11 protein-coding genes are annotated in these 11,927 nt (G+C 73.7%); 6 read left to right on the top strand and 5 right to left on the bottom strand.

Annotated elements, in window-relative coordinates; all coding sequences use genetic code 11:
• The first annotated feature begins 31 nt into the window (after positions 1-31).
• The 4 genes from AB0M16_RS32190 (at position 32) to AB0M16_RS32175 (ending at position 4,206) form a co-directional block, all read left to right on the top strand.
• The gene (locus AB0M16_RS32190) at positions 32-901 is read left to right on the top strand and encodes an alpha/beta hydrolase (protein WP_365349275.1); all 870 of its coding nucleotides are present in this window, start codon (positions 32-34) and stop codon (positions 899-901) included.
• A gap of 102 nt (positions 902-1,003) precedes the next feature.
• Positions 1,004-2,326, top strand: a complete 1,323-nt coding sequence (locus AB0M16_RS32185) for a histidine kinase (RefSeq protein ID WP_365349273.1) — start codon at positions 1,004-1,006, stop codon at positions 2,324-2,326.
• Entirely contained in the window at positions 2,323-2,985 is a 663-nt protein-coding gene (locus tag AB0M16_RS32180; RefSeq protein ID WP_365349271.1) for a response regulator transcription factor, read from the top strand. The genes AB0M16_RS32185 and AB0M16_RS32180 overlap by 4 nt, the downstream gene beginning before the upstream one ends.
• Before the next feature lie 9 nt (positions 2,986-2,994).
• Positions 2,995-4,206: a cytochrome P450 gene (locus tag AB0M16_RS32175; RefSeq protein WP_365349269.1), complete on the top strand. Its 1,212-nt coding sequence runs from the start codon at positions 2,995-2,997 to the stop codon at positions 4,204-4,206.
• Between the two features lie 114 nt (positions 4,207-4,320).
• On the opposite strand, the gene AB0M16_RS32170 is transcribed toward AB0M16_RS32175, so the two are convergent.
• Positions 4,321-5,895, bottom strand: coding sequence for an ABC transporter permease (locus AB0M16_RS32170; RefSeq protein WP_365349267.1), 1,575 nt, complete (start codon positions 5,893-5,895; stop codon positions 4,321-4,323).
• Positions 5,892-6,791 (bottom strand): ABC transporter ATP-binding protein, encoded by a 900-nt coding sequence (locus AB0M16_RS32165; protein WP_365349265.1) that lies wholly within the window; start codon positions 6,789-6,791, stop codon positions 5,892-5,894. Before AB0M16_RS32165 ends, AB0M16_RS32170 begins: the two co-directional genes overlap by 4 nt.
• An 89-nt stretch (positions 6,792-6,880) precedes the next feature.
• On the opposite strand from AB0M16_RS32165, the gene AB0M16_RS32160 reads away from it, so the two are divergent.
• A complete protein-coding gene (locus AB0M16_RS32160; RefSeq protein ID WP_365349263.1) occupies positions 6,881-7,465 on the top strand; it encodes a MarR family transcriptional regulator in 585 nt (194 codons plus the stop codon).
• On the opposite strand, the gene AB0M16_RS32155 is transcribed toward AB0M16_RS32160, so the two are convergent.
• Both AB0M16_RS32155 and AB0M16_RS32150 read right to left on the bottom strand, forming a co-directional pair.
• Positions 7,462-8,598, bottom strand: coding sequence for a hypothetical protein (locus AB0M16_RS32155; protein WP_365349261.1), 1,137 nt, complete (start codon positions 8,596-8,598; stop codon positions 7,462-7,464). The genes AB0M16_RS32160 and AB0M16_RS32155 overlap by 4 nt on opposite strands.
• Positions 8,599-8,634: 36 nt before the next feature.
• Positions 8,635-9,423 (bottom strand): diacylglycerol kinase, encoded by a 789-nt coding sequence (locus tag AB0M16_RS32150; RefSeq protein ID WP_365349335.1) that lies wholly within the window; start codon positions 9,421-9,423, stop codon positions 8,635-8,637.
• A gap of 194 nt (positions 9,424-9,617) precedes the next feature.
• Here AB0M16_RS32150 and AB0M16_RS32145 point away from each other — a divergent pair, with 194 nt between their 5' ends.
• The gene (locus tag AB0M16_RS32145) at positions 9,618-10,901 is read left to right on the top strand and encodes an adenylosuccinate synthase (RefSeq protein ID WP_365349259.1); all 1,284 of its coding nucleotides are present in this window, start codon (positions 9,618-9,620) and stop codon (positions 10,899-10,901) included.
• Positions 10,902-11,076: 175 nt separating this feature from the next.
• Here the strand turns inward: AB0M16_RS32145 and AB0M16_RS32140 are convergent, their stop codons facing one another.
• On the bottom strand, positions 11,077-11,907 hold the full coding sequence (locus tag AB0M16_RS32140) for an oxidoreductase (protein WP_365349257.1): 831 nt from the start codon (positions 11,905-11,907) through the stop codon (positions 11,077-11,079).
• Positions 11,908-11,927: the final 20 nt, after the last annotated feature.

Here is an 11,927-nt window from a genome sequence, read left to right as displayed (position 1 = left end):
CGGCCCTGTCTGAGGAGAGGTTGGAAGCAGCATGCCGGACCCCGCCGCGCGCGATGCCGCCGAAGAAGCATCGGCCTTCTCGCACCCGGCCGTCGCCCCGGACGCCTCCGCCGCGTACGGCGCGCACCCCGACCAGGTGGTGGACTTCTACGCCCCGCGCGACGGCCGGCAGAGCGCACCGCTGGTCGTCGCCCTGCACGGCGGTGCCTGGCGGGCCCCGTACGACCGGCAGCACCTGACTCCTTTCGTGGACTTCCTGGCCCGGCGCGGTTTCGCCGTGGCGAACGTCGAGTACCGGCGCGGCAGCGACATCCCGCGGCAGGGCGGTGCGGCTCCGGTGGCCGGCCGCTGGCCGGAGACCTTCGACGACGTGGCGGCGGCGCTGGACGCCGTGCACGACCTGGCGGCGGAGCACCTGCCGCAGGCCGACCCGCGCCGGACGGTCCTGACCGGCCACTCCGCGGGCGGCCACCTGGCCCTGTGGGCCGCCGCCCGTCACGTCCTGCCCGCCGGCTCCCCCTGGCGCCTCCCCGCGGCCCCGGCCCTGCGCGGGGTCGTGTCCCTCGCCCCGATCGCGCACTTCGAGCGGGCGGCGGAACTGGCGGTGTGCGGCGGCGCCGTGACCGAACTCCTCGGCGGGACGACGGACTTCGACGCCCGCGCGGCCCATGCCGACCCGGCCCTGCTGCTCCCGACGGGCATCGCCACCACCGTCGTCCAGGGCCGCACCGACATCGTCGTCCCGCCGGCGGTCGCCGACGCCTACGTCGACGCGGCGGCCAAGGCGGGCGAGACGGTCGGCTTCACGCTGCTGGAGGACGTGGGCCACTTCCCCCTGATCGACCCGGCGGCGGACGCGTGCGCGGTGGTGGCGGAGGAGATCGCCCAGCTGGCGTGGTGACGGAGAGCGGGCGTCGGTGGCCCGCGTAGTCCTCAAGACGGACGCCGCAGGATCCGCACTCAGCCGGACGCCGCGCCACCGCCCCGCCCGTACGGTGGTCGGGTGACTTCGACCCGGACCACCGACACGAGCCGCAGCCCCGAGCTCCGCCTGACCCTGAAGGCGCTCGGCGGTCTGCGCGCCGACCTCCTCGGCGACGCCTTCGCCTACCGGCCGCTGCCACGGCTGGACCTGTCGCGCGGGCGGCTCAGGTTCCTGCCCGAGCGGATACGCGACGAACTGGGCGTGCTGCCGCACCTCCTCGTCGGCCTCAGCGCGTTGATCGTCTTCTTCCTCGGCTTCGAACGGGCCCGGGACGCCATCGGCCCGGTCGTGTTCGTGTACTCCGTCGTCCCGGCCGCGGTCGTGCTGTTCACCCTGTTCCGCCCCGTGCTCGCGTTCTGGGCCTCCCTCGTCTCCACCCCCTTCATCGCCTACCTGAGCGACTCCTACGACGGCTGGCCGTGGGCGCCGAACTCGTTCGCCGCGCATCTCGTCGTCCTCGTCGTCGTGGCCCTGCGCACCCGGCCGCGCACCGCCGGCTGGATGTGGCTGGTCACCGCCGGGTACGCGCTCTTCGTCTCGGTCTTCCTCAGCGGCCCGAGCTTCGACAACGACGCCCTGCCGCTGCTCTTCACCGCCGGGGTCCTGCTCCTGCTCGTCACGACCTTCCAGGTCCGCCGCGATGCCGCCCGCCAGGTCACCGCCGAGCAGAGCGTGACCGCCGTCGAGCGCTCGAAGCGCACCCTGCTCGAGGAGCGCACCACCATCGCCCGCGAGCTGCACGACGTCGTCGCCCACCACATGTCGGTGGTCGCGATCCAGGCCGAGGCCGCCCCGTACCGCGTCGAGAACCCGCCGCCGGAGCTGGAGCAGGCCTTCGTCACCATCCGCGAGAACGCCGTCGCCGCCCTCACCGAGCTGCGCCGCATCCTCGGCGTCGTACGGGCCGAGGACTACGAGGCGCCCGACGCGCCGCAGCCCACCCTCGCCGACCTGGACGGCCTGGTCGCCAACGTGCGCGAGGCCGGCCTGGGCGTGGAGATGACCGTGACCGGCGCGGTGCGCGAGCTGCCGCCGGGTGTGGAGCTGTCCGCGTACCGGATCGTCCAGGAGGCCCTGTCGAACGTGCTGCGGCACGCGCCGGGCGCCGCCGCGAAGGTCGAGGTCAGCCATGTGCTCGGCGGCCTGGGGATCAGGGTCGTCAACGGTCCGGCCCGCGGTCTCGTCAAGCCGTCCCCCGGTGCCGGGCACGGCATCACGGGGATGCGGGAGCGTGTCACGATGCTGGGCGGCGAGATGACCGCCGAGTCCACCGCCGACGGCGGCTACGAGGTCGCCGTCTTCGTCCCCGTGGGCCTGGACCGTGAGGAGCCGCAGCCGTGATCCGCGTGCTGATCGTCGACGACCAGATGATGGTCCGGGAGGGCTTCTCGGTGCTGCTCGGCGCCATGCCGGACATCGAGGTCGTCGGTGAGGCGGTCAACGGCCGCGAGGCCGTCGCCCAGGTCGCCGCGCTGCGGCCGGACGTGGTCCTGATGGACATCCGCATGCCGGAGCTCAACGGCATCGACGCCACCCGCGAGATCGTCGCGGCGAACGCCGACGCCAAGGTGCTTGTGCTGACCACCTTCGACCTGGACGAGTACGTGTACCAGGCGCTGCGCGCCGGGGCCTCCGGCTTCCTGCTCAAGGACGCCTCGGCCCGGCAGCTCGCGGACGGCGTCCGGGTGGTCGCGGCCGGCGAGGCGCTGCTCGCGCCGACCGTCACCAAGCGCCTGATCACCGAGTTCGCCCGGTCGGCCGCGTCCTCCCCGCGGCCGCCCGCGACCGCGCAGATCGGGGAGCTGACCGAGCGCGAGACGGAGGTCCTGGTCCTCATCGCGCAGGGCCTGTCGAACGCCGAGATCGCCGACCACCTCGTCGTCGCCGAGTCCACGATCAAGACGCACGTCAGCCGCGTCCTGGTGAAACTGGGGCTGCGGGACCGGACACAGGCGGCGGTCTTCGCCTACGAGGCGCGCCTGGTGGAGGTCGGCCGGTAGCGTCCGTCCATGGACGCCGCTGACTCCGTTGCCGCCGCTTTCGATCCCTGGTCGCCCGAGTTCGTCGCCGACCCCTATCCCGCGTACGAGCGCCTTCGCGCCACCGGCCGCGCCCACTGGTACGGGCCGACCCGCCAGTGGCTGATCCCGCACTACGCGGACGTGTCGGCGCTGCTCCGGGACCGGCGCCTGGGCCGTACGTACACGCACCGCTTCGGCCACGAGGAGTTCGGGCGGGCGGCGCCGGACGCCGCCCACGAACCGTTCCACACCCTCAACGACCACGGTCTGCTCGACCTGGAGGGCGCCGACCACACCCGGATCCGGCGGCTCGTGTCGAAGGCGTTCACGCCCCGGACGGTGGAGAACCTGACCCCGACGGTCCGGCGGCTCGCCGCGGAGCTGGTCGGCGGACTGGTCGCGGACGGCGGCGGCGATCTCCTCGCCTCCGTCGCCGAACCACTCCCCGTGGCGGTGATCGCCGAGATGCTCGGCATCCCCGAGGACGCGGAGGAGCGGGGGCGGCTGCGCCCGTGGTCGGCCGACATCTGCGGGATGTTCGAGCTGAACCCCTCGGAGGAGACGGCCCGCCGCGCGGTCCGCGCCTCCCTCGAATTCTCCTCCTATCTGCGGGAGTTGATCGCCCGCCGACGGAGGGATCCGGGGGACGATCTGATCTCGGGTCTGGTCGGGGTGGCCGGGCTGACCGAGCAGGAGATGGTCTCCACCTGCGTGCTCCTGCTCAACGCGGGCCACGAGGCGACCGTGAACACCACGGTCAACGGCTGGTGGACGCTGTTCGGGCACGAGGTCCGGCCGGATCCCGATCCCGAGAAGTTGTCCACAGCTGTGGAAGAGCTTCTGCGCTACGACACCCCGCTCCAGATGTTCGAGCGCTGGGTCCTCGACGACATCGAGCTCGGCGACGTCGTCATCCCGCGCGGAGCCGAGGTCGCCCTGCTCTTCGGCTCCGCCAACCGCGACCCCGCCCGCTTCGGTCCCACCGCCGGGGTGCTCGACCTCACCCGCGCCGACAACCCCCACATCACCTTCGGCGCCGGCATCCACTACTGCCTCGGCGCCCCGCTCGCCCGCCTCGAACTCAGTTCCGTCTTCGGAGAGTTGCTCCGCCAGGCGCCGGGCCTCCGGCTCGCTGCCGAGCCGGAGCGGAAGCCGGGCTACGTGATCCGTGGCTTCAAGGAGCTGCTGGTGGAGGTCTGACGGCCCCGGCCCCCGGCGGACACGCCGCCGGGGGCCGGATCCCGCACGGTCCGCCCGTGCGGCCCGGTCCCGTGCCGCTGGAGGGCCGGAGTCCGTGCGGGCCGCGGCGGGGGCTCAGCTCGCCATGTCCCGGCGGCGCAGCCCCGCCAGGCCGGCCACGAGCAGGGCGGCGGCGAGGGCCGTGAGGGCGAGCACCGGTGTCCAGGCCGCCTCCTGGCCGGGGAGCTTCGACAGGTGCCCGAAGGGCGAGAGGTTCAGGACCGCCTGCGGCAGGTCGAGCGCCGGTCCGATCCAGCCGAGGGCCAGGCACACCCCCGCCACGCCCCAGGCGCCCACGGCGGCCTTCGGGAAGGCGCCCCAGAGCAGCACCGCGAGGCCCGCCAGGGTCCAGACCGCGGGGAGTTGGGCGAGCGAGGCGCCCAGGATCGGGCCGAGGTCCCTGCCGTACGAGAGGTACAGGCCGAGCCCGCTGAGCAGCATGATCAGCGCCGATCCGGCGAACGCGACCAGCAGGTGCCCGGCCGCCCAGCGCAGCCGGCCCACGGAGGCGGCGAGCAGGGGCTCGGCGCGCTGCGAGGTCTCCTCGCCGTGCAGGCGGAGCACCGCGCCGACCGCGAACAGGGCGGCGACCATGCCGAAGAGGCCGACCATGGTGGCGAGGAAGGCGTCGGTGAGGGCGCTCTGGCCGCCCATCCGCTCGAAGATCTGCCGGGCCCGTTCGTTGTCGCCGACGATGTCGGCCGCGCCCTCGACCATGCCGCCGAAGACGAGCCCGCCGAGCAGGAAGCCGAGCGCCCAGCCGAGCAGGGTGCCGCGCTGGAGCCGCCAGGCGAGGGCACCCGCGGTCGCGAGCCGTCCGGCGGCGGGGCCGGGGCGGGTCGGCAGGAAGCTCATGCCGACGTCACGGCGGGCGGTCAGGACGTACGCGACCGCCGTCTGCGCCGCGGTCGCGGCGGCGAGCAGCAGCAGCACCCACCAGCGTTCGCCGGCGAAGGCGCGGACGTTCTCGGCCCAGCCGACGGGGGAGAGCCAGGTGAGCGGCGAACTCCCGTCCGCCGTACCGGCGTCGCCGGCCGCCCGCAGGACGAAGGCCAGGCCGAGGACACCGGACGTCAGGCCCTTCGCGAGCCGGGCGCTCTCGGTGAGCTGGGCGACGATCGCGGCCGCGGTCGCGAAGACCATGCCGGTGCCGCCGATCGCGAGGCCGAGCGCCAGTGCTCCGGCCGCGCCCTGTCCGGCGAGCCCGGCGGTGACGACGAGCGCGACGAGGGCGTTGGCGGTGAGCGCGGCGAGGAGGGCGGCGGTCAGCGGGGCCCGGCGGCCCACCGCTGCGGCGGACAGCATCTCCTGACGCCCCGTCTCCTCCTCCTCGCGGGTGTGCCGGACCACGATGATCAGGCTCATCACGGCCGCGAGGACGGCGGCGAAGGTGCCGAAGCGCCAGGCGACGAGGGCGCCGAGGGAGTCGTCGAAGACCGGGCCGTAGAGCGAGCGCATCGAGCTGTTGGCGGTCATCGAGGCGGCGAGCTCGGCGCGCTGGGCGGCCGTGCCGTAGAGGCCCTCCAGGGAGCCGGCGCCACTGGCGACCATGCCGCCGGTGACCAGGGCCCAGACCGGCAGCATCAGCCGGTCGCGACGCAGGGCGAGCCGGGTGAGGGCCCCGGTCCCGGCCAGGCTGACCGTACTCATCGGGCGTTCGCCTCTTCGTCCGTGTAGTGGCGGAGGAAGAGCTCCTCCAGGGTGGGCGGCGTGCTGGTGAGGCTGCGGACGCCGGACTCGGTGAGCGACCGGAGGACGGCGTCGAGCTTGTCCGTGTCGACCTGGAGCCGGACGCGGCCGCCCCGCACGTCGAGGTCGTGGACGCCGGGGAGGCGGGCGAGTCCGTTGGGCGGGCCGGCGAGTTCGGCGGCGACGCTCGTGCGGGTGAGGTGGCGCAGCTCGGCGAGCGAACCGGACTCGACGGTGCGGCCCTTGCGGATGATGCTGACCCGGTCGCAGAGGGTCTCGACCTCGCTGAGGATGTGGCTGGACAGCAGCACGGTGGTGCCGCGGTCGCGGGCCTCCTCCACGCAGCTCTGGAAGACCTCCTCCATCAGCGGGTCGAGACCGCTGGTGGGCTCGTCGAGGACGAGCAGGTCGACGTCGGAGGCGAAGGCGGCGACGAGGGCGACCTTCTGCCGGTTGCCCTTGGAGTAGGTCCGGCCCTTCTTGGTGGGGTCGAGCTCGAAGCGTTCGATCAGCGCGGCCCGGCGCGCCGTGTCGAGTCCTCCGCGCAGCCGCCCGTAGAGGTCGATGACCTCGCCGCCGGAGAGGTTGCGCCAGAGGGTGACGTCACCCGGGACGTAGGCGAGCCGCCGGTGCAGTTCGACGGCGTCGGCCCAGGGGTCCCGGCCGAGCAGTCGGGCGGCGCCGGAGTCGGCGCGCAGGAGTCCGAGGAGGACCCGGATGGTGGTGGACTTCCCGGCGCCGTTGGGGCCGAGGAAGCCGTGGACCTCGCCCGTCTCGACGGCGAGGTCGAGGCCGTCCAGCGCCTGGGTGCGGCCGAACGCCTTGTGGAGCCCGGCGATGCTGATTGCCTTCGTCATGCTTCAGAACGTACGCTACTTTCACAAATTTGTGAACCTAAGGAATCTAAGGAACCTGAGGAAGCTAAGGAAGCGTATAAAGTCGAAGGATGAGCGAGATGACGACGACCGGTGAGGGCAGGGGCGTCCCCGGCACCGACGAGGCGGTCTCCCGCTTCGTGGAGCGCTTCGCCGCGGAGATGACCGCGGCGGGCATGCAGCGCATGGCGAGCCGCGTCTTCGCGGCGCTGCTCGCCTCCGAGACGGCCTCCGCGACCTCGGCCGAGCTCGCCGAGCAGCTGCAGATCAGCCCCGCCGCCGTCTCCGGGGCCATCCGCTACCTCACCCAGGTCGGCATGGTCAGCCGCGAACGCGACCCCGGCACCCGCCGCGAGCGCTACGTGCTCCACAACGAGCTCTGGTACGAGACCTTCACCCGGCGCGACCAGGTCCTCATCCGCTGGGAGAAAGTCCTCCACGACGGCACGGAACTCCTCGGCCCCGACACCCCCGGAGGCCGCCGCACCGCCGAGACCGCCGAGTTCTTCGCCTTCCTGCACGGCGAGATGTCCGGGATCATGGACCGCTGGCGGGTGCAGCGGGCCGCCCGGGACACCTCCCAGGACCCGCACACCCCCCTGGACCGGGACGGCTCCCAGGACCCGGACACCTCCGAGGACCGGGACCGCTCCTAAGCGCGCGGGGCGCCCCTGTCGGCGACCGCGTCGGCGGCCGCTCGGCGGCGCCGGAGCAGCAGCTCGCCCGCGCCGCCGGCGAGCCCGATGCCCAGCGTGACCGCGCCGAGCACCTTCAGCGCCCGGGTCTCGACGAAGGCCCTGGTGCCCTCCCGGTCCGCGTTGTACAGCTCGCCCTTCCACGGGTCGTACGACACGACGTGCGCGGTCTCCGGCCCGCTGTCGAAGGGGCGCCCCGGGTGCTGCGCGCACGGGTACGGCCCCGACCGCAGGACGCTGTCGAAGGGGTCCTTCCAGGTGACCGTGCAGCTGCCGTCGGGGCGCCGCTCCTCCACGGTGACCTCGACCTGAGGGTCGTCCGCCACGGACATCTCGAAGAGGCGGGCGAACCCGAGCATGACCGCGCCCACCACGACGACCCACCGCCACGCCCCGCGGCGCCGGGCGGGGGCGGAGGCACCGGCCGGCACGTCCACGGGGCCGTCCGCGGAGACCGGCTCGGCCGGGGAGAGGGGCCCGCCCTCCCGGACCGGCTCGGGCGCGGTGCGTGGTCCGGCCGCGGTGGGGCGGGCGGTCGGCCAGGCCTTCGGCGCCCGTCCGATCAGCACCTCCCGGGCGCTTCCGCGCACCGGCGTCGCGCGCAGCAGGTCGCCCCCGCCCGGGCGGGTCAGGACCCCGCCGGTGTCCGGGGTGCCACACCACCACAGCTCGCCATGGGCGTCGGGCCGCGCGAGGTGGCGGCGCCACGGGACCGTCCGTACGGTCAGCGGCCGGGCCTCGCCCGACGCGGGATCGCGGACGACCAGGGTCGGGGCGGCGCCCGGCACGCGGGCGGCCGAGACCTCGACGGCGTCCACGGGCGTCCACGGGTGGGAGGTCAGGGCCTCCTCGATGCGGCGGGCGGCGGACAGGGCGCCGAGGCCGAGCGCGGCGGCGGCCAGGCCGACCACCAGCAGGCCCGGGCCGCCGTAGCCCGTCGGCCCGTCGTCGAACGGGCTGAAGGTCACCCAGCCGCCCGCGACGGCGGTCAGCGGTCCGCAGACCGCCCAGCCGCGGGCCCGCTCCCGGTAGCGCGTCAGCGCCGCCTCCGTACCCGCCGCGTACAGCGCGGCAGAGCCGCCCTCCGTGCCCACAGGAATCCCCCCACGTCCGAACCTCGGCGGCCGAGCCTATGCGGTGTCCGCCGAGGTGGGCACGGGAATTGTCAGCCCCCACGCGCCCGCCCGCACCGTCCAGGTCCGGCGCCGGACCGGGCCCGAGACCGTCGTGTCGGCGCGGTAGCGGAAGTCCGGGCCGGTCACGGTCAGGGTGTGGGCGGTGACGTGCACCGGCGGGGCGCCGGCCGGGGCCAGGGTCAGGGCGGCGGCGCCGCCCAGGGCGCGGGCCGTGATCCCCTCCACCGGCGTGTCGACGTCGCAGAGCAGCATCCCGTCCGCCTCGACCCGCAGCCGATGGGTCTGCCGGTGGGTGCGCTCGGCGAGGGCCGTCGGCGCCGGGCGGACCAGGGTGCGCACCAGGGAGCGGCAGGTGTCCCAGACGGTGGGCGGCGCGACGGCGAGCGTGCGGGCGGCGGGGACGTCGAGGCGGTCGAGGACGACGCCGTCGCTGTCGTCGACGAGCAGGTCGAGCCGGCGCACCGCGCCGTCGAGGACGGCCCGGGCGGCGGCCACGGTGCCCGGCGGCACGCCGAGCGCGTGGGCCGTCCGCAGCCGGTCGGGGGCGCCGATGGGCACGAGGGCCAGCGCCCCGCCCACGCCCGCCCGCCCTGCCGCCGCCTCGCGGTGCAGCAGGGTCACGGTGCGCAGCAGCGCGCGGTCGTCGCCGAGGACGACGGGGCGCCGGGAGCCGCGCCGGGACAGGGCTCGGGAGAATTCCTCTGGGCTGTCCGGCAGGCAGATCTTCGCTGCGGCGCCCGCTGACAGCACATCTTTCGCGATCCGTACGGACTCGCCGTCCATTCGGCGGGCGACCGGGTCGACGATGACCAGCAGCTGGTCGTGATCCGACACCTCGGTCCTTCCTCGGGTAGTCTCTTTGTGCAAGAGCCCCTTGCGCTATTGCGCCAGGGGCTTCGTCTATTCCGGGGCACATTGGTGAGGCGGCGTCGGCCCCCTGACCTTGGTCTTGCCCCGCCCGGAAGGGGTGTACGCCTGTGCCCGCACTTGTGCTGCTCGGTGCTCAGTGGGGTGACGAGGGCAAGGGAAAGGCCACCGACCTGCTCGGTGGGTCCGTCGACTACGTAGTGCGTTACCAGGGCGGCAACAACGCCGGCCACACGGTCGTCGTGGGCGACCAGAAGTACGCGCTGCACCTGCTCCCTTCCGGAATCCTCTCCCCGGGGTGCACCCCGGTCATCGGAAACGGCGTCGTCGTCGACCCGGCGGTCCTGCTCTCCGAGCTGAGTGGGCTGAACGAGCGCGGCGTCGACACCTCGAAGCTCCTGATCAGCGGCAACGCCCACCTGATCACGCCGTACAACGTCACCCTCGACAAGGTGACGGAACGGTTCCTCGGTAAGCGCAAGATCGGCACCACCGGCCGCGGCATCGGCCCGACCTACGCCGACAAGATCAACCGTGTCGGCATCCGGGTCCAGGACCTGTACGACGAGTCGATCCTCACCCAGAAGGTCGAGGCGGCGCTGGAGGGCAAGAACCAGCTGCTCGCCAAGCTCTACAACCGTCGTGCCATCGAGGCCGCGCAGATCGTCGAGGAGATGCTCCAGTACGCGGAGCAGATCAAGCCGTACGTCGCGGACACCACGCTGATCCTCAACAAGGCGCTCGACGACGACAAGGTCGTGCTCTTCGAGGGCGGCCAGGGCACCCTGCTCGACGTCGACCACGGCACGTACCCCTTCGTCACCTCCTCGAACCCGACCGCCGGCGGCGCCTGCACCGGCGCGGGCGTGGGTCCGACGAAGATCAGCCGCGTCATCGGCATCCTCAAGGCGTACACGACCCGCGTCGGCGCCGGCCCGTTCCCGACCGAGCTGTTCGACGAGGACGGCGAGGCGCTGCGCCGCATCGGTGGCGAGCGCGGTGTGACCACCGGCCGTGACCGTCGCTGCGGTTGGTTCGACGCGGTCATCGCCCGCTACGCGACCCGCGTGAACGGTCTGACCGACTTCTTCCTGACCAAGCTCGACGTGCTGACCGGCTGGGAGCAGATCCCGGTCTGCGTCGCGTACGAGATCGACGGCAAGCGCGTCGAGGAGCTTCCCTACTCGCAGACCGACTTCCACCACGCGAAGCCGGTCTACGAGATGCTCCCGGGCTGGTCCGAGGACATCACCAAGGCCAAGACCTTCGGCGACCTGCCGAAGAACGCCCAGGCCTACGTGAAGGCGCTGGAGGAGATGTCCGGCGCCCCGATCTCGGCGATCGGCGTCGGCCCCGGCCGCACCGAGACGATCGAGATCAACTCGTTCCTGTAGGCCGCACGGGCGAGCCGGCGAGCCGGCGAGCGGTCCGGCCGCCCGGGCAGCCGGCAGGCGAGCGGGCCGTGCAGGCCGGCAGCCCGCGCAGCCGACAGCCCGCGCAGGCCGTGCGCACACGGGAAGGGCCCGCACCCCGGCTTCTGCCAGGGGTGCGGGCCCTTCCCGTGTCCGGCTAGGCGTCCACCTTCGTGTCCCGGCCGACCTTCTCCCAGGTGGTCAGGTCCGCGCGGACCTGGTCCAGGTGGGCGTGGATCATGTCGATGGAGTCGTCGCCGAGGGCCAGCCGCAGGGGCGGCTCGTCGGCGTTCAGCGCGGTCAGGACCGCCGCCGCGGCCTTCGCCGGGTCGCCGGCCTGGCCGCCGTCCCCACCCTTGACGAAGGCGCGGGTGGCGCCGACCGTGTCGGCGTAGTCGGCGATGGTGTCCACGCTGAGGCTGCCATTGCCGAAGAGGGAGGTGCGGAAGGCGCCGGGCTCGACGATGAGGACGCGGATACCCAGGGGCTTCACCTCGGCGGCCAGCGCCTCCGACAGGCCCTCAAGGGCGAACTTCGTCGCGCTGTACGCCCCGAAGCCGGGCATCGAACCCTGGCCGCCGACGCTGCTGAGCTGGACGATCGCGCCGGAGCGGCGGGCCCGCATGTGGGGCAGGACGGCGCGGGTCAGCGCGGCGGGGCCGAAGACGTGCACGTCGAAGAGCGAGCGCAGTTCGGCGTCGTCCGTCTCCTCGACCGAACCGACGTGCGTGCGGCCCGCGTTGTTGACCAGGACGTCGATGCGGCCGTGGCGCTCGACGATCCCGGCGACCACCCGGTCGACGGCCGCGTGGTCGGTGACGTCCAGGGTGACCGCCTCGACCTGGTCGGGGTGGGCGGCGACCAGCTCGTCCAGGGTGCCGGCGCGGCGGGCCGCGGCGACCACGACGTCGCCGGCGGCGACCGCGGCCTCGGTGAAGGCGCGTCCGAAGCCGCTGTTCGCCCCGGTGATCAGCCAGACCTTGCTCATGTTCTCGGATTCCCCTCGTC

Origin of the sequence: Streptomyces sp. NPDC051921 (genome assembly GCF_040680975.1) — a bacterium.
GTDB lineage: Bacteria > Actinomycetota > Actinomycetes > Streptomycetales > Streptomycetaceae > Streptomyces.
Note: the sequence above shows the minus strand (reverse complement) of the source record. Positions and strands in the feature narration are given on the sequence as shown.

Coding starts and splice junctions, on each gene's coding strand:
- AB0M16_RS32190 (WP_365349275.1), top strand. CDS start 32: ATGCCGGACCCCGCCGCGCGCGATGCCGCCGAAGAAGCATCGGCCTTC.
- AB0M16_RS32175 (WP_365349269.1), top strand. CDS start 2,995: ATGGACGCCGCTGACTCCGTTGCCGCCGCTTTCGATCCCTGGTCGCCC.
- AB0M16_RS32170 (WP_365349267.1), bottom strand. CDS start 5,895: ATGAGTACGGTCAGCCTGGCCGGGACCGGGGCCCTCACCCGGCTCGCC.
- AB0M16_RS32165 (WP_365349265.1), bottom strand. CDS start 6,791: ATGACGAAGGCAATCAGCATCGCCGGGCTCCACAAGGCGTTCGGCCGC.
- AB0M16_RS32160 (WP_365349263.1), top strand. CDS start 6,881: ATGAGCGAGATGACGACGACCGGTGAGGGCAGGGGCGTCCCCGGCACC.
- AB0M16_RS32150 (WP_365349335.1), bottom strand. CDS start 9,423: ATGGACGGCGAGTCCGTACGGATCGCGAAAGATGTGCTGTCAGCGGGC.
- AB0M16_RS32140 (WP_365349257.1), bottom strand. CDS start 11,907: ATGAGCAAGGTCTGGCTGATCACCGGGGCGAACAGCGGCTTCGGACGC.